Origin of the sequence: Pseudomonas sp. RIT-PI-AD (assembly GCF_025642785.1) — a bacterium.
Lineage (GTDB): Bacteria > Pseudomonadota > Gammaproteobacteria > Pseudomonadales > Pseudomonadaceae > Pseudomonas_T.
Window position 1 is genome coordinate 1 of sequence record NZ_JANZKU010000035.1, and the last position, 21,963, is coordinate 21,963.

The 21,963-nt window shown below is 69.3% G+C and carries 20 protein-coding genes; 7 read left to right on the forward strand and 13 right to left on the reverse strand.

The window, feature by feature from the left end:
* Positions 1-499: 499 nt before the first annotated feature.
* The 5 genes from OGL92_RS20530 to OGL92_RS20550 are packed head-to-tail and all read right to left on the reverse strand — an operon-like array spanning position 500 to position 4,907.
* Positions 500-1,264: an ABC transporter permease gene (locus tag OGL92_RS20530; protein ID WP_263147345.1), complete on the reverse strand. Its 765-nt coding sequence runs from the start codon at positions 1,262-1,264 to the stop codon at positions 500-502.
* Positions 1,261-2,460, reverse strand: a complete 1,200-nt coding sequence (locus tag OGL92_RS20535) for an ABC transporter substrate-binding protein (protein ID WP_263147347.1) — start codon at positions 2,458-2,460, stop codon at positions 1,261-1,263. Before OGL92_RS20535 ends, OGL92_RS20530 begins: the two co-directional genes overlap by 4 nt.
* On the reverse strand, positions 2,426-3,259 hold the full coding sequence (locus OGL92_RS20540; protein ID WP_263147350.1) for an ABC transporter ATP-binding protein: 834 nt from the start codon (positions 3,257-3,259) through the stop codon (positions 2,426-2,428). The genes OGL92_RS20535 and OGL92_RS20540 overlap by 35 nt, the downstream gene beginning before the upstream one ends.
* Positions 3,256-4,323 carry an acyl-CoA dehydrogenase family protein gene (locus tag OGL92_RS20545; RefSeq protein ID WP_263147352.1) on the reverse strand — a complete coding sequence of 356 codons (1,068 nt, stop codon included), beginning with the start codon at positions 4,321-4,323 and terminating at the stop codon, positions 3,256-3,258. Before OGL92_RS20545 ends, OGL92_RS20540 begins: the two co-directional genes overlap by 4 nt.
* A gap of 20 nt (positions 4,324-4,343) precedes the next feature.
* A complete protein-coding gene (locus tag OGL92_RS20550; RefSeq protein WP_263147355.1) occupies positions 4,344-4,907 on the reverse strand; it encodes a carboxymuconolactone decarboxylase family protein in 564 nt (187 codons plus the stop codon).
* A 104-nt stretch (positions 4,908-5,011) separates the two neighbouring features.
* Between OGL92_RS20550 and OGL92_RS20555 the strand changes: the two genes are divergently transcribed.
* Positions 5,012-5,914 (forward strand): AraC family transcriptional regulator, encoded by a 903-nt coding sequence (locus OGL92_RS20555; protein WP_263147358.1) that lies wholly within the window; start codon positions 5,012-5,014, stop codon positions 5,912-5,914.
* A 52-nt stretch (positions 5,915-5,966) separates the two neighbouring features.
* Here OGL92_RS20555 and OGL92_RS20560 read toward each other — a convergent pair whose 3' ends face one another.
* The 8 genes from OGL92_RS20560 to OGL92_RS20595 all read right to left on the reverse strand — a co-directional run bounded on the left by OGL92_RS20560 (position 5,967) and on the right by OGL92_RS20595 (position 13,526).
* Entirely contained in the window at positions 5,967-6,263 is a 297-nt protein-coding gene (locus tag OGL92_RS20560) for a gamma-butyrobetaine hydroxylase-like domain-containing protein (protein WP_263147361.1), read from the reverse strand.
* Positions 6,260-7,225, reverse strand: a complete 966-nt coding sequence (locus OGL92_RS20565) for a HEAT repeat domain-containing protein (protein WP_263147363.1) — start codon at positions 7,223-7,225, stop codon at positions 6,260-6,262. Before OGL92_RS20565 ends, OGL92_RS20560 begins: the two co-directional genes overlap by 4 nt.
* Complete coding sequence (locus OGL92_RS20570; RefSeq protein ID WP_263147365.1) at positions 7,222-8,076, reverse strand: ABC transporter ATP-binding protein; 855 nt, start codon at positions 8,074-8,076, stop codon at positions 7,222-7,224. The genes OGL92_RS20565 and OGL92_RS20570 overlap by 4 nt, the downstream gene beginning before the upstream one ends.
* On the reverse strand, positions 8,073-8,855 hold the full coding sequence (locus OGL92_RS20575; protein ID WP_263147368.1) for an ABC transporter permease: 783 nt from the start codon (positions 8,853-8,855) through the stop codon (positions 8,073-8,075). Before OGL92_RS20575 ends, OGL92_RS20570 begins: the two co-directional genes overlap by 4 nt.
* A gap of 89 nt (positions 8,856-8,944) precedes the next feature.
* Positions 8,945-10,357, reverse strand: coding sequence for an ABC transporter substrate-binding protein (locus OGL92_RS20580; RefSeq protein ID WP_263147371.1), 1,413 nt, complete (start codon positions 10,355-10,357; stop codon positions 8,945-8,947).
* 253 nt (positions 10,358-10,610) lie between these two features.
* Complete coding sequence (locus OGL92_RS20585) at positions 10,611-10,856, reverse strand: ferredoxin family protein (RefSeq protein ID WP_263147373.1); 246 nt, start codon at positions 10,854-10,856, stop codon at positions 10,611-10,613.
* Positions 10,857-11,046: 190 nt separating this feature from the next.
* Positions 11,047-12,780 (reverse strand): fumarate reductase/succinate dehydrogenase flavoprotein subunit, encoded by a 1,734-nt coding sequence (locus OGL92_RS20590; RefSeq protein ID WP_263147375.1) that lies wholly within the window; start codon positions 12,778-12,780, stop codon positions 11,047-11,049.
* Complete coding sequence (locus OGL92_RS20595; RefSeq protein WP_263147379.1) at positions 12,777-13,526, reverse strand: GntR family transcriptional regulator; 750 nt, start codon at positions 13,524-13,526, stop codon at positions 12,777-12,779. Before OGL92_RS20595 ends, OGL92_RS20590 begins: the two co-directional genes overlap by 4 nt.
* Positions 13,527-13,951: 425 nt before the next feature.
* Here OGL92_RS20595 and cysK point away from each other — a divergent pair, with 425 nt between their 5' ends.
* The 6 genes from cysK to OGL92_RS20625 all read left to right on the forward strand — a co-directional run bounded on the left by cysK (position 13,952) and on the right by OGL92_RS20625 (position 21,805).
* Positions 13,952-14,899 carry a cysteine synthase A gene (gene cysK, locus OGL92_RS20600; protein ID WP_263147381.1) on the forward strand — a complete coding sequence of 316 codons (948 nt, stop codon included), beginning with the start codon at positions 13,952-13,954 and terminating at the stop codon, positions 14,897-14,899.
* A gap of 8 nt (positions 14,900-14,907) precedes the next feature.
* The gene (locus tag OGL92_RS20605; protein ID WP_263147384.1) at positions 14,908-16,089 is read left to right on the forward strand and encodes an aminotransferase class V-fold PLP-dependent enzyme; all 1,182 of its coding nucleotides are present in this window, start codon (positions 14,908-14,910) and stop codon (positions 16,087-16,089) included.
* 357 nt (positions 16,090-16,446) lie between these two features.
* Positions 16,447-17,436, forward strand: coding sequence for an aldo/keto reductase (locus OGL92_RS20610; RefSeq protein WP_263147386.1), 990 nt, complete (start codon positions 16,447-16,449; stop codon positions 17,434-17,436).
* Between the two features lie 69 nt (positions 17,437-17,505).
* Complete coding sequence (locus OGL92_RS20615) at positions 17,506-19,242, forward strand: ABC transporter ATP-binding protein (RefSeq protein WP_263147388.1); 1,737 nt, start codon at positions 17,506-17,508, stop codon at positions 19,240-19,242.
* Positions 19,235-21,049, forward strand: a complete 1,815-nt coding sequence (locus OGL92_RS20620) for an ABC transporter ATP-binding protein (RefSeq protein WP_263147391.1) — start codon at positions 19,235-19,237, stop codon at positions 21,047-21,049. Before OGL92_RS20615 ends, OGL92_RS20620 begins: the two co-directional genes overlap by 8 nt.
* 213 nt (positions 21,050-21,262) lie before the next feature.
* Positions 21,263-21,805 carry an alpha/beta hydrolase gene (locus tag OGL92_RS20625; protein ID WP_263147393.1) on the forward strand — a complete coding sequence of 181 codons (543 nt, stop codon included), beginning with the start codon at positions 21,263-21,265 and terminating at the stop codon, positions 21,803-21,805.
* Positions 21,806-21,963 lie beyond the last annotated feature (158 nt).

Consider the following 21,963-nt stretch of genomic DNA (forward strand, 5'->3'; position numbering starts at 1 on the left):
CCCGCTCAACGCGGCGAAGCGCAGGGTTTGCGGGCCGAGGGCGGTGGTGACATTCAGAACGCGGTTCAAGGGAGCCTCCTTGCTTGTGCGGGCAAGAGCTGAACGCTTCAACTCCAAGCGGGTTTCGGCACGGTATCACATCGTCGACGGGTCTCTAGCCTAACCATCGGGTCAAGTTGCGTTCTGTGAATCCGATCAAATTGACCTGATGCATCATGGCAGCGGCCCAGCGTATCCGGGCCCTGTGACAGTATTGGCTGCGTTCGGCTTGCGCGTGCGCCCAGGCCGGGGCTGGCCCGCTACAGGTGTCCCAGCCAGTCCGCCTCCCGCGCGTTGCCAGCGCCAACCGCAGCGGCTGGGCGAAGGATGACCGCGCTTCAGCGAAGCGGACGTATGGTCGGATCAAGCTGCCGGCGCGTTGCGCAGCAACCTCAGGATGGGCGCCAGGCCTCGGGTCGGCACCGCCGCGCCGGGCGTCCCATGGGCCGGCGCACGTCGCTCACTGATTCGCTCCATGGGCCCAGAGCCGGTAGAGCCCGCGGGCGGCGGCGTCCAGCAGGTAGCCGAGGGCGCCGATCAGCAGCACCATCGCCATCAGCTCCGAATAGGCCAGACGGTCGCGGGTGTCGAGGATGTAGTAGCCCAGCCCGGCGCTGACGCCGAGCATTTCGCAGGGCACCAGGACGATCCAGAGGATGCCGATGGCCAGGCGCACCCCGGTCAGGACGTGGCCGAGGACACCGGGCAAGACGATCCGCCGCAGCATTTCCCAGCGCGTGGCACTGAGGCTGCGGGCCAGTTGCAGCCAGCGCCGGTCGAGCTGACGCACGCCGGCGGCGGTGTTCAACAGGATCGGCCAGAGCGCGGCGAAGGCCAGCAGGAAATAGATGGGCCGGTCGCCCACGCCCATCAGCATCACCACGATGGGCATCCAGGACAGCGGCGAGATCATCCGCAGGAACTGGAACGCCGGGGTGGTCGCCGCCTCCAGGCGCCGCGAGCCGCCGACCAGCAGGCCCAGCGGCACGCCGATCAGCAAAGCCAGCGCCAGGCCGATCAGCACCCGCTGGAGACTGACCCACACATGCTCGTACAGCTCGCGCCGGCCGAGCAGGCCTTCCAGGCTGCCGAGGGTGGCCTGGGGCGAGAAGCGTGCCGACAGGCCGCCAGCCTCGCCGAACAGGCGAACCCCGAGCCACCACGCCCCCAGCAGCAAGGCCAGCCCGGCGAAGCCGAGCGCCACACGCTCCGCCCTGCCCTTCAAACGCTGATCTCCTCGCGGCGCTCGAAGCTGTCCGGGTAGCCGAAGGCCGGCAGGCCGCCCAGCGCGGCCAGGCTGTTCTTGACGAAGCGATCGTCCACCAGGTCGGCGGCGGTCTGCCGGGGATCGAGGTTGGCGAGGAAGCCGCGGTCGCCTTCGATCAGCGTGTCCTTGAGGCTGCGCACCAATTCCTCGGTGTAGCTGGGGAAAGGATAGGGCTGGAAGTCGATGCGCTGCGCGTCCCAGTCGGCGTGGCGGATCGCCCCGCTGGCGAGGTAGCCGTCGCGCTCGCCGGCGGCCGGCGCCAGCACCCGGCCCAGCACGTCCGGGGCGTGGGGCGTGTAGCGGTTTGCGCCGTCCTTGGACAGCAGCTGCGCCGCCTCGGCGCGGTGTTCGCGGGTCCAGAGCTGCGCCTTGACGATGGCGTTGACCACTTTCTGCGACCACGCCGGACGCGTGTTCAGGTCGTGCTCGTGCATGAACACCACGCAGCAGGCGTGGTTGCGCCAGACATCCCCGGTGAAGCGCTGGATGCGCCCGACCTGGAGGTTCTCGGCCAGGGCATTGAAGGGCTCGGCGACGATGTAGCCCTCGATGCGCCGGCTGGCCAGCGCCGGCGGCATGTCGGAGGGTGGCAGCACCACCAGGTTGACCTCGTTGGCCGCGAGTGCGCCGCCGGCGCCCTTGCTCACCGGGTTCAAGCCGTTTTCCCGCAGCAGCTTTTGCAACACGACGTTATGGATCGAGTACCAGAACGGGATGGCCACCGACTTGCCGCCCAGTTGCTTCACATCGGTAATGCCCGGCGCCACGGTCAGGCCGGACCCACCGACGTGGTTCCAGGCCACCACCTTGGCCGGCACCTGGCTGCCATAGCGCGCCCAGACGGTCATCGGCGACAGCAGATGGATGACGTTGACCTGCCCGGAGAGGAACGCCTCGATCACCTGCGCCCAACTGCGCAGCAGCACCGGGCGTTCGGCGGCGATGCCCTCGGCCTCGAACAGGCCGTTGTTGTGCGCCACCAGCAGCGGCGTCGCATCGGTGATCGGCAGGTAGCCGATGCGCACCGGCGCATCGGGTTCGGCGGCGGCGCGCGCCTGCAGGCTGGCGAGCAGCGGCATGGCGCCGGCGGCGCTGAGCAGCGCGCTCAGCTTGAGGAAGTCACGTCGGGTAGGGGTGGGATCGTCCAGGCACATGGCGGGCCTCCAGCGGTTCGAGTGGGGTTGCGGTGTCGCGGCTCGCCCGCCGTAGGGTTTTGAGAATCTCGATGCGCAGCGCGCCCAGCTCGTCGACCAGCTCGGCGCGCGGCTGGGGCAGGTCGAGGCGCCACTCGCCGAGGGTCCGCGCCGGGTTGCCGCCCAGTAGCAGGATGCGCTCGGAAAGCAGCAAGGCTTCATCGATGTCGTGGGTGATCAGCAGCGCGGCGGTGCGCTGCTCGCGGATGATCTTCAGCAGCAGTTGCTGCATGTCGGCGCGGGTCACTTCGTCCAGCGCGCCGAAGGGCTCGTCGAGCAGCAGCACCTGCGGCTGGCGCGCCAGGCAGCGGGCCAGCGCGGTGCGCTGCGCCATGCCGCCGGACAGTTCGGCCGGGTAGCGGCCGCGGGCGCCCTGCAAGCCGACCGCGGCGATCGCCTGCTCCACCAGGCGTGCTCGTTCGGCCGGCGAGCGCGGCGGTTGGCGGGCGAAGTCCAGGCCGAAGGCGACGTTCTTCTCCAGGTTCAGCCAGGGCAGCAACGAGGGGTCCTGGAAGGCCATGGCCACTCGCGGATGCGCGCCGCTCAGCGGCTCGTCGAACAAGCGCACGCTGCCCCGGCTGGGTGCCTGCAAGCCGCCCAGCACGCGCAGCAGGCTGGATTTGCCGACCCCGCTGGGGCCGAGGATGCTCACCAGCTCGCCGGCCTCGAGGTCCAGCTCGAAGCCCTCCAGCACGCTGCGCCAGGCGCTGCCGTCGGTATAGCCCAGGGCGATGTCGCGGGCTTGCAGGACGTCGCTCACGCGGCATCCTCCCCGGCCTGACGGGCCAGTTCGGTCCGCAGTTGCACCAGGCTCGGGGTCACCACCGGGACGAACGCCGACTCCCGCCAGCGCCGGGCGAAACCGCCGCCGTGGGCTTGCAGGTAGGCCTTGCCGCCGCTGGCTTGCAACTCCAGTTGCACGGCAGCGGCGACGATTTCCGCCAGGCGGATGCGCAGGCCGAACAGATCGGCGGGGCGCGTGCCGAAGCGGCCGGCCACCAGGCCCTCCTCGAGGCGCTTCCCGGCCTGTCGCAGGTCGTCGACGAGCGCGGCGCGTTCGGCCCTCAGCACCGAGCGGCTGCCGCCGAGATGGGCCTCGACCTCGCGCAAGGCGCGTCGCGCCAGGCCGATGGACATGCCGCACTGCAAACCGAGGAAGGCCGGGCGCACCTGCGGCAGGTAGCGCCGGGCATCCTCGGCGAGCAGCCATTCGCGGCCGAGCGACGCATCCCGGATATCCAGCGCCGCGGTATTGCTCGATTGCAGGCCGAGCAGCGCCAGGTCCTCGCTGCGTTCCAGCCCGGGCAATTCGCCGGGCAACGCGGCGACGAAAGGCCCGCGCCCCGGCAGGTCGATCGCCGCGGCGACCACGAAACCGCTCTTACGCAGGTTGGTGACCCAGGGCAGGCGCCCCTTGAGCCGCCAGCCCTGCGCGTGACTCTCGGCCTCGAGGCCGAGGGCCTCGATACCCGACAGGTATTTCATCGCGTTGGACAGGCCGGTGGCGCCGGCCAGCCGCCCCGCCAGGAGGTCGGGCAGCAAGCGCTCGCGCAGCGCGGCGTTGTCGCTCTGCAGCAGGTATTCGATGAAGGCGCGCTGGCCCCAGAACACGAAGGCCGCGGTCAGCGAATGGCCGGCCACCTCGGCGATGCCTTCCAGGGCCTCCACCACGCCGCCGGCGTCGCCGCGCAGCCCCTTGTCCACCCCGAGCCCCAGGGCATCGGCGGCGGCGAGCCGCGCCAGCACCGGCTCCGCGTCGCAGTCGCCGCAATCCAGGTGGTCGGCCTGGGCGTCGAGCCATTGGCCAAGCGAGCTGTTCAACATGATCGATTTCCTCTCGGGGCTCAGGCTACGGCCACCGGCTCCCAGCGATAATGGGCCAGCTCCGGGTTGAGCGGCGTGCGGGCGAAGCTGTTGGCGAAATTGCACAGGGTCGCCAGGCTGACGCCGAGGATCACTTCCAGGGCCTGCCCTTCGCTGAATCCCGCCTCGCGGAACGCAGCGTAGTCCGGGTCGGCGACATCGCCACGGGTGGCGATCACCGCCCGGGTGAAGGCGGCCAGGGCTTCGTAGCGGGCCTCCGGCAATTCGCCGCGCGCGCGCAGGGCCTCGATCACCGCCGCGGGCAGCTTGGCCTTGTTGGTGGCCACGGCGGTGTGCCCGGCAACGCAAAAGCTGCAGCCGTGGGTGGCGGCCGCCACCAGTTGCACCACCTCGCGCTCGGCGAGTCCGAGGCTGGCTTTGCCATTCAGGGCGGAAACCGTTACATAGGTCTCCAGCGCCGCCGGCGCGTTGGCCAGCACCGCGAGCAGGTTGGGGACGAAACCGGAGGCCTTCTGCGCGTTCTCCAAGAAGGGTTGCGCTTCGAGCGGGGCGGTTTCCAGGGTATGCAGGGTGACGCGTGACATGGGATAGCTCCTGCCTGTGAGGTCGTGGAACTATTCTGTTGGTTATAAAAAACGCCAACAATATTCAAAAGTCGCAATCACTTGCTTTCGAGTCTTTTCATTAGATGAATTCCTCCACTGCCCCTTTCGAATGGCTATTAGAGAACCTGGAACTGGATACCCGGCTGTTCCACGTGGGCCGCTACTGCGGGCGCTGGCAGGCCAGTACCCAGGGCCTGGCGCGGGCCAGCTTCCATCTGGTAGTGGAAGGCCGGTGCTGGTTGCACCTGCCGGACGCCGAGCCGGTCGAGCTGCGCGAGGGCGACGCGGTGTTCCTGTTGCGCGACCTGGCCTATCGGCTGTCCCAGGAACGCGACCCCGAGCGGGCGAAGGCCGCGCCACGGGTCGAGATGGCGCCGCTGGGCACGCCCCGCGACGGCGTCGGCCTGGTCTGCGGCTTCTTTCATTTCCGCGCCGGCCTGAGCAGCCTGATCCTCGATGCCCTGCCGCCGTCGCTGATCCTGCGCGCCGAGACACCAGGCTCCAGCGCGGCGCGGCGGCTGTTCGAATTGATCCTGGAAGAATGCGCGCGCACCGAAGGCGAGCCCTCGGCGGCCTTCCTCGAACGCCTCAGCCACCTGCTGTTTCTCTATGCCTTGCGCGAGCAGCGCGCGCTGGAGGACGTCGGCGGGCTGCTGGCCCTGGCCCGGCAGCCGACCTTCTCGCCGTTGCTCGAACGCCTGATCGAGCGACCCCAGGAGGCCTGGACGCTGGAGCAGATGGCGCAGCTGTGCGGCATGTCGCGCTCGGCCTTCAGCAAGCGCTTCCAGGAGCTCTCCGGCTCTTCGCCCGGGCAGCTGCTGCTGGGCCTGCGCGTCCGCCAGGCGGGACGCCTGCTGCGGCAGAACCTGGCGGTGGCCGAGGTGGCCGAAGCCGTGGGTTACCAGTCGGTGGCCGCCTTCACCCGCGCCTTCGCCAAGGTCACCGGCGTGCTGCCCGGCGCCTACCGGCGGCAGGCGGAAAGCTGAGGCGGCCGCGCCGCGCCGGCGGGTGGGCGCCCGTCGCGGCCGAAGGCGGCTTTCAAGGGTCGCCGGCGGTGCCCAGCCCCTGTAGATAGGCCCAGGGATAGATGCCCCGCTCATGGCCATCGTCGAACACCAGTTGCACGCCGTAGCCCTGGGGCAGGATGCGCTGGATACGCACGCCCTCCGCCACCAGGTCGAGACCGCCCCGCAGCCGCCGGGCGCGGCATTGGGAACAGGGACAGGCCGCCCGGAGCAGGCCGTGGCCGAGGCGCTGGACCCGCCCGCCGGGCCATTCGACGCGCAAGACGCCCTCGCCCCGGGCGTTGTGCACCCCCAGGGGCGCCGCCGTCACGGCTGCGCGTCCAACTGCGCCAGGGCGATGCGCACGGCCTTGCGCACCTCCGGATCGGCGTCGTCCGCCAGCGCCTGCAGGTGCGCCCGCGCGGCCGGGTCGGCCAGCTCACCGAGGGCCAGCGCCGCCTCCTTGCGCAGGTTGCTGATGGCATGCCCGAGCAGCGCGATAAGGGCCTCGCCGGCGGCGGCATGACGCAACCGTCCCAAGGCCCGCACCGCGCGCAGGCGAACCTGCCAATAGTCATCATGCAGCGCCGCCAGCAAGGCCGGGCCGGCGTCCGCCAGGCCGAGCTTGCCGAGGGTGGTGGCGGCCTCTTCGCGCACCTGCCACTGGGCGTCGCGCAAGGCGGCCGCCAGGGCCGGCAGTACGCGGGCATCGCTGGCCAGTCCGAGGGCGCCGGTGGCGGCCCGGCGCACCTCGGTGTCGGGGTCGTCGCTGGCCAGCCGCGCCAGGGCGGGCAAGGCCGCGTATTGCTTGAGCCAACCGAGGATGCCGACCGCCTCGCGGCGCACCCGCGGGTCGCTGTCCTCCAGCGCGCGCACGGCCAGCGGCGCGCTGTCCGCCAGGCGCAGTTCGCGCAGCGCGCGCAAGGCGCTGGCGCGGACGAAGGCTTCGGGATGCTCGGCCCAGGGCAGGATCACCCGCCCCGCCTCGGCGCTCTTCAGCTCGCTCAGGCTCTGGGCCGCGGTGGCGCGCACCTGGGGATCGGCATCCGCCAGGGCCGCGCAAAGGGCCGCCACCACGTCGGGTTCTTCCCAAGCCTCCAGCAGGCGCGCGGCCTCGGCGCGGACGTCGGCGGCGGCATCCTCGCGCAGCGCGCGCACCAGCCAGGGCAGGCCCTCGGGTTCTTCCAGGTCGGCGAGTTCGATCAGGGCGATGCGGCGCACGCCGGCGTCGTCGCTGTCGAGACGCGGGCACAGATCGAGAATCTCGGGGTTGTCGCTGTTCGGTTCGGTCATAGGGCGATTCGCAAGGGAGGTGGATCGTCGGGCAGGCCCAACGGGGTCAGGCGCGGCAGTTCACGCCCCTCTTCGTGACGCAGCAAGTCCAGGCAGTGCCGCTTGAGGTGGGTGAAGCCGGGACTGGTGAGCAGGCCGGCGCGGCGCGGGCGCGGGAAGTCCAGGCGCAGGTCCTCGATGAAACGGCCGGGGCGCGGGCTCATCACCAGGATGCGGTCGGCGAGGAACAGCGCTTCGTCGATGTCGTGGGTGACGAACACCACCGTGGTGCGCACCCGCGTCCAGATGTCCAGCAGCAGTTCCTGCATGCGCGCGCGGGTCTGCGCGTCCAGCGCGCCGAAGGGTTCGTCCATCAGCAGCAGGCGCGGCCGGTTGATCAGCACGCGGGCGATCTCGGCGCGCTGCTGCATGCCGCCGGACAGTTGATTCGGCCAGCGCCCGGCGAACTCCTGCAACCCCACCAGGGCCAGGAACTCATGGGCGCGCCGGTGCCGTTCGGCCTTGTCGACGCCTTGCATCTTCAGGCCGAAGGCGACGTTGTCCAGCACGCTGCGCCAGGGCAGCAGCGTGTGGTGCTGGAATACCATGCCGCGCGCCGGCGACGGGCCGTCCACCGGCTGCCCGTCGACCCGCAGGGCGCCGCCGCTCGGGCGCAGATGGCCGGCCAGGGCGCCGAGCAGGGTCGACTTGCCGCAGCCGGACGGCCCGAGGATGCAGACGAACTCGCCCGGCGCGATGGAGAAGTCCAGCGCCTGCACGGCGTCGAAGGCCTGGGCGCCTTCGCCGAGGCGGATGCTCACGCGCTCGACGTCGACGCGCCCGGCCGTCCGGGAGGTTTCCGGCCGGCTCATCCGCGTCGCCCTCCACTGCGGTACCAGGGCGTGGCCAGAGCGCCGAGGCGCTTCACCAGCGCGCTGCTGCCCATGCCGAGCACGCCGATCAGCAGCATGCCGACGATGATGTCGGGGTAGTTCTGCAAGGTGTAGGACTCCCAGGTGTAGTAGCCGATGCCGAATTGCCCGGAGATCATTTCCGCCGTGACCAGGCAGAACCAGGACGTGCCCATGCCGATGGCCAGCCCGGTGACGATGCTCGGCGCGGCGCCCGGCAGCACCACTTCGCGCAGGATCGCCAGGCGCCCGGCGCCGAGACTGCGGGCCGAGGCGACCAGCCGCGGGTCGACCCCTTCCACGCCGTGCACCGTGTTGAGCAGCACCGGGAACAGCGCGCCGGTGAAGGTGATGAACACCATCGACAGCTCCGACGAAGGGAACATCAGGATCGCCAGGGGAATCCAGGCCACGGCCGGGATCGGACGCAGCACTTCCAGCGGCGGCAGCAGGCTGTCCTCGGCCCAGCGCCAGCGGCCGATGAGCACGCCCAGCAGCACCCCGAGCAGCGCGGCCGCCAGGTAGCCGGCGAACACCCGGCCGAGGCTGCTGCCCAGGTGCGCCCAGAGCTTGCTCGAGGCCAGCAGGTCGCGGGCGGCATCGAGCACCGCGCCGGGGGTCGGCACGTAGGTGAAGGTGAGCAGCCCCAGGTCCAGGCGCGTGCTGGCCGCCACCTGCCAGAACAACAGGCAAGCGGCCAGCGAAGCCAGGCGCAGGGGCCAGCGATACAACGGACTCATGCCTCACTCCCGTGAAGGTACCCGCCGGTCGCGGCGGGTGGGACTCATGGGAACGACCGGCGGGCGAATGCCGGACGTCCCGGGTTCGATCAACGGCTGGCCAGGCGTTTCTGGCTGGCGGCGGTGAAGTCCAGCACCTCGCCGCCCTGGGCCTGGGCGTAGGTGTCGGCCTGCTGCTTGAGCAGGAAGGCGTTCAGCCGGCCCTGGTCATCGCTGACGAACCAGGCCTGGTTGGCCAGCAGCTTGATCCCGCTGTCCGCCGCCTGGGCGTAGATCGCGCGAATGTCCTTGCCCTCTTTCTCCAGCCCGGCCAGGGCGGAGAGCGCCGCTTCGGGCGAGGCGTAGTGGCGCACCTTGTCTTCGCCGCGCACCCAAATCTGCGCCAGGCGCTTGAAGTCGGTGATCGGCTGGCCGCTCACCGCGTCGTTGGCCACCAGCGGCGCCGGCGCATAGTTGGCCAGGGCCTGGGCGTAATCCAGGCCTTCGGCCTGGAACGCCGCGCGGATGTAGCGATCGTCGATGAACTGGTCCACGTTCAGGCCGCGGTCGGTCTTCTTCAGCAGCTTGAGGGTGTCAATGGAGGTGGCGACCGCCGCGCGGTACTCGGGCTTCCAGGTGAGGTCGCGGGTCTGCAGGCCGAGCGGGCCGTGGAACAGGTAGTTCACCTCGGCCTCGATGCCGGTGACCTTCTCGATCAATTCGCTGTACTTCTCCGGGGACTCGGCGATCAGGCGGTCGGCCTCCAGGCCGGCGCGCAGGTAGGCGGTGACGATCTCCGGGTACTGCTTGGCGTAGGCCGCGTCCACCAGAGCGCCGTGGAAGGTCGGCGCATTGGCCTGGGAGCCGTCGTAGATCTTGCGGGCGAAGCCGCGGTTGGGGAACAGCTCGGCGAAGGGCACGAAATCGGCATGGGCCTCGATGCGATTGCTGCGCAGGGCGGAGCCGGCGATCTCCGGCGCCTGGGCGATGATCTTCACGTCCTTGTCCGGGTCCCAGCCCTGGGCCGCGACGGCACGCAGCAACATGCCGTGGGCGGTGGAGGCGAAGGGCACGGAAATGGTCTTGCCCTTGAGCTGCTCGAAGGCCTGCACCGGCGAGGCCGCCGGCACCACGATGCCGTTGCCGCTGCCCTTGGTGCTGCCGGACAACACGCTGATGAACAGGCTCTGCTTGCCCGCATCGCGGAACGCCACGCCGTTGAACGAGCCGGGGAAATCGGCCATGGCGCCGAAATCCAGCTTGCCGGCGACCATCTCGTTGGTCAGCGGCGCGCCGCTGGTGAAGTTCTTCCATTCGATGTCGTAGGTCGCGTCCTGGTACTTGCCGTCGTGGGGCAGGTATTTCTCCAGCAGGCCCAGTTCGCGGATCAGCAAGCCGCCGGCGGCGCAGTTGATGGTGGTGTCCTGGGTGCCGATGGCGATGCGGATCGGCGCCTGGGCGGCCTGGGCCGAGACGGCGCCAATGGCCAGGGCGAGGCCGGCCAGCGTGAGGTGCAGGTGCATGGGTTATCCCCTCGAATCGTCAAGTGGTGGAATCGTCTCCGCCAAGCGGTCGGCTGGTGGGAAACGAGGGGCTTTCGGATCGGCGTCCGGTGGTTGGCCGGATGGCATTGTCGTGTTCGGGTGTGCGTTCGTGGGCGGGGTCGTTTTTCCGCGCCCTGCAGAGCCTGTTCTGCGCCGGGTGTGGGCAGGCCTCGCTTGGTGGATCGATAGAGCCGATCCACCCTACGCGTCCCTCCTGGGAGCAGCGGCTGGATCAGCGCAGCAGGTAGGGAATCTCCACCTTCACCGCGCCGGTCGGGCAATCCTTTTCGCAGGGCATGCAGTACCAGCATTCGTCGAAGGCCATGTAGGCCTTCTGGGTCGCCGGGTCGATCGCCAGCAGGTCCATCGGGCAAACCTCGACGCAGACGGTGCAGCCCTTGTGGGCGATGCACTTGTCTTCGTCGACGGTCACCGGCGCGTTGCTGCGGAAGAAGATGTCCTGGGGTCGGTAAGGCATTTCACGGTGTCCTTGGAGCCTTCGGGCTCTCTGTTATCGATGTCAGACTGCTGGGCCCGCTACCCGAGGGAGCGGCTTCGGCCGCGACGTCGGGGCCCAGGTCGGGCGTTTCGGTGGCCGGTGGATCGCTTTCGTGGCTGAAGCCACTCCCACGAGATCGTTCCTGCGCTGCCACGAGGCGCTCCCCGCCTCAGGCCGCCACGCCCTTTACCCGCAGGCGTTGGTAGGCCTGCTGCTCTTCGTCGTCGAGCGGGATCAGGTAGGGCTCCACCGGTCGGGTGAAGCTGGTCATCCGGCCGTCGTCGCCTTTCTTCAGGTGGCAATGGACGAACCACTCGGCGTCGTTGCGCTCGGGGTGGTCGACCCGATGGTGGTAGAGGCCCCAGCGGCTCTCCGTGCGGAACAGCGAGGCCCGCGCGGCCATTTCGGCGCAGTCGCGGATCACGCTGACCTCCAGGGCGCGCATCAGCTCGTGGGGGTTGCCGGCCTTGAGCTGGTCGAGGTCCTCGGCGATGGCCGCGAAGCGCGCCAGGCCGATTTCCATCTTCTTGGTCACCTTCGGCGGTTGCAGGTAGTCGTTGACGAATCGGCGCAGCTTGTACTCGACCTGGGCCGGCGGCAGGCCTTGCGCGCGCAACAGCGGCGCGTAGACCCGCGCCCGCTCGCGCTCCACCTGGGCGGCGTCCAGCGCGGTGAAATCCCGGGTGGCGACGTAGTCGGCGGCGTTGCTGCCGGCGAAGCCGCCATAGGTGAAGGCGCCGAGCATGTAGTTGTGCGGCACCGCGGCCATGTCGCCGGCGGAGTAAAGCCCCTGCACCGAGGTCTCGGCCTTCTCGTTGACCCACACGCCCGAGGCGCTGTGGCCGCTGCAGAAGCCGATCTCGGAGATGTGCATTTCCACCATGCTGCGCCGGTAGTCGGTGCCCCGGCCGGCGTGGAATTGCCCGCGGCTGGGCCGCTCGTTGCTGTGCAAAATCTCCTCGATGTTCTGGATGGTTTCCTCGGCCAGGTGATCCAGCTTGAGGAACACCGGGCCGTTGCCGCCCTCCAGCTCCTGGTGGAATTCCCACATCATCTGCCCGCTCCAGTAGTCGCACTCGATGAAGCGCTCGCCCTTGTTGTTGGCGGTGTAGCCGCCGAGCGGGCCGGTGACGTAGGCGCAGGCCGGGCCGTTGTAGTCCTTGATCAGCGGGTTGATCTGGAAGCACTCGAGGTTCGCCAGCTCGGCCCCGGCGTGATAGGCCATGGCGTAGCCGTCGCCGGCATTGGTCGGGTTCTCGTAGGTGCCCATCAGGTAGCCGGAAGCCGGCAGCCCCAGGCGCCCGGCCGCGCCGCAGCAGAGGATCACCGCCTTGGCCTTGATCAGGTGGAAGTCAGCGGTGCGGCTGTCGAAGCCCATCACCCCGTTCACCGCGCCCTCGGCGTCGGTGAGCAGGCGGGTGGCGATGACCCGGTTGGTGATTTCCACCCGCGCGCGCTTGAGCTGGCGGTAGAGCACCTTCTTGATGTCGTGGCCCTCCGGCATGGGCAATACGTAGGCGCCCATGTGGTGGACCTTCTTCACCGCGTAGTCGCCGGTCTCGTCCTTCTCGAACTTCACCCCCCAGCGGTCGAGCTGCTGGATGGTCTCGAAGCTGTGGGTGGCGTAGGCGTAGACGGCGGCTTGGTTGACGATGCCGTCGTTGGCGATGGTGATTTCCTTGGTGTACTGCTCGGGCGTCGCGTGGCCGGGGATCACCGCGTTGTTCAGCCCGTCCATGCCCATGCTGATGGCGCCGCTGCGCTTGACGTTGGCCTTGTCCAGCAACAGCACGCGCAGGCTGCGGTCCTTCTCCTTCGCCTTGATCGCGGCCATCGGCCCGGCGGTGCCGCCGCCGATCACCACGATGTCGTATTCCCGTTCGAGGGTCTGGTACTGGCTCATGCGTGGGGCCCCTTCTGGCGGTCGATGCGCAGGCGATACTGGAACGCGTCGCCGCGGTAGTAGAGGTATTCGAAATCCAGCGGGGTGCCGTCCGCGGCGTGGGTCAGGCGCTCGATGCGCATGATCGGCGCGCCCTCCTCGACGTCCAGCGCGCGCACCAGGTGGTCGTCCGCCAGCACCGCGTCGATCGCCAGGTCGGCATGGCCGAGGGCGATGCCGCAGTCGTTCTCCAGGATCAGGAAGATGTCGCGGGCGACCAGGTCGGCCTTCTCCAGCTTCTCGCCGAGGGCCCGCGGCAGGTAGGTGATTTCCAGGGAAACCGGTTCGCGGTTGACCAGGCGCACCCGCTTGATCTCGGTCACCGGCGCGCCCTCCTCCAGTTGCAGGCGCTCGGCGACGGTGGTCGACGCGGCGAGGTGGCGGATGCCGTGCAGGCGGTTGATCACCTCGTAGCCCATGCGCGTCATGGACTCGGCCAGCCCTTGCAGGGTGCTGACGTTCTGGAAGGCTTTCGGCTTGGCGACGAAGGTGCCCTTGCCATGGATCTTGAAGATCAACCCTTCCTTCTGCAGGTCGCCCAGGGCCTGGCGCACGGTGATGCGGCTGACCTCGAAGGTCCTGCACAGCTCGGATTCGGAGGGCATGCGGCTGCTCGGCGGATAGCTGCCGTCGAGGATGCGCGTGCGCAGCAGCTCCTTGAGTTGGGCGTACAGCGGAACGGGGGAAAGCGGGAGCAATTGCGCCATCGGAGTTCTCGGCAACTTGTCATAACCTGTCGTGACGAGACTATAAAAGCAATGAAGCCGGGTTCCGAAATATCTTTTGCGCATAACCATATGCGGTGGTTTGACGCAGGCCCTTGGCAAGCGCGACTCCTGAAGCGGCTGGACGGCGCCCCCCGGTGCCGGGCGGCTCCGAACGCGCCTCGGGCACGCGAAGCGCCAGGATCGCACAGGCTGTTACTCCTGCACCGCGGCTCTCGCCACGGCGCCCGGCCCGACGTCCCTCTCCCGCGGCTTTCCCCTTTGCGGGCCTATCCCGCTCGCCGTCTATGCTTCGCCGTTTTTCTCGTTTTCCATCCCCCGCCCCCCGCGTTAGCTTGCCTTCGACGCTTCTGCGCGTGGTTGCGCGAAGCACCTGTCCGCCCGCCCGGCGGCTTTGGCGAGGAACCATGACGAGCTTCAGAGGACGCGTTTACGACAGCATCATCGACACCATCGGCGCGACGCCGCTGGTGCGTTTCAGCCGCTTCGCCGCCGCCGAGGGAGTGCCCGCGCACCTCCTCGGCAAGCTGGAATTCTTCAACCCGCTGTCCTCGGTCAAGGACCGCCTGGGCCTGGCGCTGGTCGACGACGCCGAACGCTCCGGGCGCCTCCGCCCCGGCTCGGTGATCATCGAACCGACCTCCGGCAACACCGGCATCGCCCTGGCCTTCATCGCCGCGGCCCGGGGCTACCAGTTGATCCTGTGCATGCCGGAAAGCATGTCCGAGGAACGCCGCAAGATGCTGCGCTTCCTCGGCGCCCGGCTGGAACTGACCCCCGGCGACAAGGGCATGGGCGGCGCCATCGCCCGTGCCGACGAATTGCAGAAGGAAATCCCCGGCTCGATCGTCCTGCAACAGTTCGAGAACCCGGCGAACCCGGCGATCCACAAGGTCACCACCGCCGAGGAGATCTGGCGGGACACCGCCGGCGAAGTGGACATCCTGGTCGCCGGGATCGGCACCGGCGGCACCATCACCGGGGTCGGCGAAGTGCTCAAGCGCTACAAGCCGTCGGTGCAGGTGATCGGCGTGGAGCCGGCCGGCAGCGCGGTGCTCTCCGGCGGCAAGCCCGGCCCCCACAAGATCCAGGGCATCGGCTCGGGTTTCTTGTCGAAGATTCTCGACCTGACGTTGATCGACGAGATTCTCGCCATCAGCGACGACGACGCCCTCAACACCGCACGACGCATCGCGCGCCAGGAAGGCGCTCCAGTGGGCATCAGCTCCGGGGCGGCCCTGGCGGCCGCGGTCACCGTCGGCAAGCGTCCGGAAAACGAAGGCAAGGTGATCGTCACCATCATCCCCAGCTTCGCCGAACGCTACCTTTCGACCGCCCTGTTCGACGAGGTCTGATAACCGCCATGTCCCGCATTCTTCCCTGGAGCTGGCCCGCCGCAGCGGCCGAGAACCCCGTGAACGACGTGCTGTACTTCGACTACGCCGCCACCACGCCGGTGGACGAGCGGGTCATCGCCCAGATGATCGACTGCCTGGGCAAGGACGGCACCTTCGGCAACCCCGCCTCGCGCTCCCATGCGTTCGGCCAGCACGCCCGCGAGCGGGTGGAACAGGCTCGCCGGCAGGTCGCCGAACTGGTCGGCGCGGTGCCCGCGCAGATCGTCTGGACCTCGGGCGCCACCGAGTCGAACAACCTGGCGCTGAAAGGCGTGGCCCGCGCCCGTGGCGACAAGAAGGGCCACATCCTCAGCAGCCTGCTGGAACACAAGGCGGTGCTCGACACCCTCAAGCAGCTCGAGGGCGAAGGCTTCGCGGTGACCTACCTGGCGCCCGACGACAAGGGCGCGATCACCCTCGACGCGGTCAGGGCGGCGTTGCGCGAGGACAGCTTCCTGGTCTCGCTGATGCTGGTGAACAACGAGCTGGGCACGGTCACCGACGTCGCCGCCATCGGCCGCCTGGTCCGCGAGCGCGGCGCGCTGTTCCACGTCGACGCCGCCCAGGCGACCGGCAAGGTGCCCATCGACCTGCGCGTGCTGGAGGTGGACCTGATGTCCTTTTCCGCGCACAAGACCTACGGCCCCAAGGGCATCGGCGCGCTGTACGTCGGCACCCGCGCCCTGGGCCAGGTGCAGGCGCAGATCCATGGTGGCGGCCATGAACAGGGCCTGCGCTCGGGCACCCTGGCGACCCATCAGATCGTCGGCATGGGCGAGGCCTTCGCCCTGGCGAAGGCCCAGGGGGAAAGCGAGCGGGTACGGATCGCGGCCTTGCGCGATCGCCTGCTGGACGCCCTGAAGGGCCTGCCGATCCTGGTCAACGGCGTATCCGCGCCGCGGGTGCCGCACACCCTCAGCCTGACGCCCTACTGGGACGTCTCCCTCGGCGACGAACTGGCGATCTCCTCCACTTCGGCGTGCAATTCCGCCAGCAACGCGCCCTCCCACGTGCTGCTGGCGCTGGGGTTGCGCCCGGCCGAAGCGCTGCGCAGCCTGCGCCTGAGCTTCGGCCGCTTCACCACCGAACAGGAAATCGACCGGGCGGCGACGCTGATCCGCAACGCCCTGTTGCAGTCGGTGCCCTGAGAAAAACCGCGGCGCGCGGCGCCGGCCATACGCGGGAGCCGGAAAAACCGGGCATCGGATCCGGCCTATATGGCGGGGTCGCGCGAGCGGCCGCTTTCCCACGGAGCTTGGCTACTCCGATGCGCTGCGCCAGGCCGAACCGCGCCCGGGACGGCCTCGCGGCCTTCCCGCGCGAACCCCGGGGCCTTTCCGCCCGAAATCGCCTGGCGTTTTCCGGGCCGGAGGAAGCGCCCGGCAGCCAGACGCCGATCGCCTGGCCGGCATCCCCCCAAAAGGTCATAACCATAGCCGGAATAATCGATTCTCCGTGCCGATGGCTTTGGCTAGTCTGTGCTTTTCCGACCAGAGCGAGCCCCCATGCAGTACAACAGACTCGGCAGCACCGGCCTCAGCGTTTCCCGCCTGGGCATCGGCACCATGACCTTCGGCTTGCAGACCGACGAGGTGACGTCGCGGGCAATCCTCGATCGGGTGCTGGATGCCGGCGTGACCTTCGTCGACACCGCCGACGTGTATCCCATCGGCGGCACCCTGGACACCGTCGGGCGCACCGAGGAGATCGTCGGCCGCTGGCTGCCCGGCAAGCGCGACCAGGTGATCCTGGCGACCAAGGCGGTCGGCAAGATGGGCCCGCAACCCTGGCAGCAGGGCGCGTCGCGCAAGCACCTGATCGATGCCCTGGACGCCTCGCTGCGGCGGCTGAACACCGACTACGTCGACCTCTACCAGTTGCATTCGGACGATGCGCAGACGCCCATCGACGAAACCCTGGAAGCGCTGGACAGCCTGGTGCGCGCGGGCAAGGTGCGCTACATCGGCGTCTCCAACTTCCTCGCCTACCGGCTGGCCCTGGCGCTGGGCCGCGCCGACCTGCGTAACCTCACCCGCTTCGTCTCCGTACAGCCGCGCTACAGCCTGCTGTTCCGCGAGATCGAGCGCGAGCTGCTGCCGCTCAGCGAGGAGCAGGGCCTCGGCGTGGTGGTCTACAACCCGCTGGCCGGCGGCCTGCTCAGTGGCAAGCACCGCTACGGCGCGCCCACCGAGGGCACCCGCTTCACCCTCGGCAGCGTCGCCGAGCGCTATCAGGAGCGCTACTGGCGCGAACGCGAATTCGCCACCGTGGCCGCCTTGAAGGACCTGGCCGCCGAGTACGGGGTGGATCTGGTCAGCGCGTCGATCGCCTGGGTGCTGGCCAATCCGCGGGTCAGTACCGCGCTGATCGGCGCCAGCCGTCCGGAGCAACTGGAGCAGACCCTGGCGGCCGCGACGCTGCGACTGGACCCGGCGTTCAAGGCGCGACTGGACGAGCTGACCCACGAGTACCGCTTCGGCGACGCCGTGCGCTAGCCCGCGCGCCCTGCCCCTCGTCCTGGCGGCGAGGGGGCAGCCGACCTCCTCCGGCGTGAGAATCGCTCCATGGCCTCGTTGTCCGTTCTGCTGCCGTTTCTGGCCCCGCAACGCCGGTCCCTGGGCATCGCCTTCGGCCTGATGCTCTGCGAGGCGCTGGTCGAGCTGTCCTATCCGCTGTTCATGGTGGCGCTGATCGACCGTGGCATCCTGCCCCACGCGTTGTCGCAGGTGCTGCTGTGGGGCCTGGCCATGGTGGCCCTCGCGCTGTTCAGCTTCGCCTGCGGCATCAGCAGCACCTTCTTCGCCTCCGACGCCGGGCAGAGCTTCGCCTGGATGGCGCGCAGCGCGCTGTTCGAACGCTTGGCGAGGGCGCCCCTGCGCGCCTCGCAACGCCTCTCGACCGCCAGCCTGCTGACGCGCCTGACCAGCGACGTGAACCAGATGCAGACCGCGGTCTTCATGTGCGTGCGCCTCTACCTGCGCGCCCCGCTGATCATCCTCGGCGCCGTGCTGCTGGCGCTCTGGGTCGACTCCAGCCTGGCGCTGGTCCTGGTTCTGGTCACCCCGTTGATCGGCCTGGCCCTGGGCTGGACGCTCGAGCGCGGCATGCGCCTGTTCCGCCTGGCCCAGGAGCGACTGGAGCGGCTCACCGGCCTGCTGCGGGAAAACCTGAACGGCATGCAACTGATCCGCGCCTACGGCCGCAGCGGCCACGAACAGGCACGTTTCGCCGCCGCCGGCGAGGCGTTCCGTCAAAGCGCGAGCGCGGCCATGCGGCTCTCGGAGATGGTCGTGCCCGGGCTGATCCTGCTGCTCAACCTGTGCATCCTGGTGATCCTCTGGCTGGGCAACCAGCGCATCGCGCGCCAGGACATCAGCCCGGGGGAAGTGGTGGCGATCCTCAACTACGCGACGCGGATCATCGGCGAGTTCGCCTACCTGTCGATGATCCTGACCAACCTCAGCATGGCCAAGTCGGCGCTGGCGCGTACCGCGGAAATCCTCAGCGGGGAGATCGAGGACGGCGCCGGCGCCCCGGTCGCGGCGCCCACGACCGCGCCCGCGGTGCACTGCGAACGGCTCGGCTTCCACTACCCGGGTAAAGGCGAGCCCGTGCTGCACGACCTGAGCTTCAGCGTTCGCCCCGGGCAGACGGCGGTGATCGTCGGCTCGACCGGTGCCGGCAAGTCATCGCTGCTGCACCTGCTGGCACGCCTGCACGACGCCGACAGCGGCCGCCTGCGTCTCGATGACGACGACATTCGCCGGTTACCCCTGGCCGCCCTGCGCCAACGCATCGGCTACGTGCCGCAGGACCCGATGCTGGTATCCGGGAGCATTCGCGACAACCTGCTGTGGGGCAAACCCGATGCCACGCATGCGGAACTGGTCGAGGCGGCCAGGCGGGCGCAGATCCACGACCTCATCCTCGGCCTGCCGCAGGGCTACGACACCCGGCTGGAAAGCCGCGGCGGCAACCTCTCGGGCGGGCAGAAGCAGCGCCTGTCGATCGCCCGCGCGCTGCTGCGCAAACCCGGCCTGCTGCTGCTCGACGACTGCACCAGCGCCCTGGATGCGCGCACCGAAGCGGCGCTGCTCGACGCCCTCGACGGCCTGGACTGCACGCGGCTGCTGGTGAGCCAGAAAATGACGGCGGCGCGGCGCGCCGATATCGTCCTGCTGCTCGAGGATGGCCGCCTGGTGGCGAAGGGCAGCCACCGCGAGCTGCTGCAGCGCAGCGAACTCTACCGGCGCATCGCCGACTCCCAGACGCGTGCCGCGGACGTCCTCAGCCATGCGTGAATCTCCGCTGTTCCGCCGCTACGGCGCGATTCCCTTGCTGAGCCGGGGCGCCATCCCGCCCGGGCCGGTGGGCAAGCCGGCCAACTGGGCGCGGACCCTGCCGCGGCTTTGGCGCTACCTGGCCGAATACCGGGTCCGGTTGGGCGCCATCCTCTGCAGCGTCGTGCTGCTCGCCGCCCTGGTGCTGCTGGCGCCCTACCTGCTGGGCGTGGCGATCGACGCCTTGCTCGTCGAGCCCCCGCAAGGGTCGCCGTTGCGCCTGATCGCCCTGCTCGCCGGGGTCTACCTGGCCCAGTTGGCGGTGAGCATGGCGCAGAGCCACGCGATGATCGGCATCGCCCAGCGCGCGGTGATGGCGATCCGCCGCGACGTCTTCACCCGGCTGCACGCGCTGCCGATGGCCTACTACGCCACGCGCCACGCCGGCGAGATCGCCAGCCGCCTGACCAACGACCTCGACAACCTCGGCCAGACCCTGAGCCAGGCGGTGCTGCGGATCGGCACCAGCCTGGTGGTGTTCGTCGGCATGCTCGGCCTGATGGTCTGGCTCAACCCCGTGCTGGCCGGCGTCAGCCTGATCGTGGTGCCGATGATGTTCGTCGGCGCACGCTGGGTCGGGGCGCGCACGCCGCTGCTGTTCAAGCGCCAGCAGGCGGACGTCGGCGCCCTGGTCGGCTTTCTCGACGAGACCTTGTCGGCGCAGCTGGCGAGCAAGGCGTTCGGGCGCGAGGAGGCGGCCATCGCGGCGTTCGAGGGTTACAACGGCCGCCTGCGGGTATCCGCCTATTGGGCGCAGACCTATTCGGGTTTCGTCTCCAAGTTGATGTACATCTGCGACAACCTGAGCTTCTCGCTGATCCTGGTGATCGGCGGGGTCCTGGCCCTCCACGGCCAGGTGAGCATCGGCGTGATCGTCACCTTCGGCGAGTACGCGCGCCAGTTCTCCCGCCAGTTGAACCAGGTCTCGACCCAGATCAACACCGTCCTGGCCGCCGTCGCCGGGGCCGAGCGCGCCTTCGAGCTGCTCGACGAAGACACCGAGCCGGACGGCACCCTCGGGCTGGACACCGTGCGCGGCGATATCCGCTTCGAGGGCGTCGGCTTCGCCTATGGCCAGGGCGCGACGGTGCTCGACGACGTCGACCTGCACATCCCCGCGGGCACCACCCTGGCGCTGATCGGCCCGACCGGCGCCGGCAAGTCCACCGTCGTGCAATTGCTCAGCCGCTTCCACGACGTCAGCGCCGGACGCATTCTCGTCGACGGCCATGACCTGCGCGACCTGCGCCGCGCCGACCTGCGCCGGCAGATGGGCTTCGTCCTGCAGGAGCCGCTGCTGTTCAACGCCTCGGTGCGCGACAACGTGCGCTACGCGCGGGTCGAGGCCAGCGACGCGGAGGTCGAGCGGGCCTGCCGCCTGGCCAATGCCCATGCCTTCATCGAGAAGCTGCCGCAGGGCTACGACACCCTCCTGCGCCACGAAGGCGGCGACATCAGTCAAGGGCAGCGGCAACTGCTGACCATCGCTCGGGCGATCCTCGCCGACCCGAGGATCCTCATCCTCGACGAGGCGACGAGCAGTATCGACAGCCTGACCGAGGCGCACATCCAGGAAGCCTTGGCCCACCTGATGCGCGGCCGGACCTGTCTGGTCATCGCCCATCGCCTGCATACGATCCGGCACGCCGAGCAGATTCTGGTGCTGGACCGGGGCCGGGTGGTGGAGCGCGGATGCCACGAGACGCTGATCGCGGACGGCGGCCTGTACGCCCGCCTGTATGGGCAATCGCCCGCGGCGCCCACCTAGCTGCTTTCGGAACCGGCTCGCCATATCCGCCTGGCGCCTGCGCCCATTCGCCCAGGTTTGCCGTTCCCGATCCGCCCTCGCCGAAGCGGGGCAGCGCCCCCGGCCCGGGCCTGTCCGGTTATGTGGATATGCCAATCGGTGCGTCGCCAAGCGCCGCCGCTTTCGCTAGCCTGCGGGATTCTTCGGCCTTTCGGGCGTTGCCGGGACGAGCACATGACGAAACCAAACCCTGTCCTCATCCTGCCGGGCCGGGGCAACTCGGGCGACCGCCACTGGCAGACCTTCTGGGAACGCCGCCATCCGGATTACCGGCGGGTCCACCAGCAGGAATGGGACAACCCCGAGGTGACCGCCTGGGTGGACACCCTGCAAGCGGCGATCGCCGAATCTCCCGCGCCGCCGGTGCTGGTCGCCCATTCGCTGTCGGTCAGCCTGGTCGCCCACTGGGCCGCCCGCTACCGGAGCCCGGTGAAGGGCGCCCTGCTGGTCGCACCGAGCGACGTGGAGCATCCCAGCTATCCGCCTGGCGCCGTGGGCTTCGCGCCCCTTCCGTTACAGCGCCTGCCGTTCCCCAGCATCGTCGTGGCCAGCAGCGACGACGCCCGGGTGTCCCTGGAGCGCGCCGAACGATTCGCCGCCGCCTGGGGCTCGCGCCTGGAGGTACCGGGCGCCTTCGGCCATCTGGGCTCCCTCGCCGAGCTGGGCGACTGGCCCTACGGCGCCCGCCTGTTGCAGGAATTGATCGACTCCGACTGAAGAACGCGCGGGCCGATTCTTATACTGCCGGGCTATATGAAAACGGCGCGCAAGCATCGCCGTTAATATCAGTTCGCTTCTACCGCGACGCCGCTTAGCCTCCCCTCCCATGGCCCACCCGGGCCATCCGTGCCGGTGCAACCGATCCTCCGCTACGC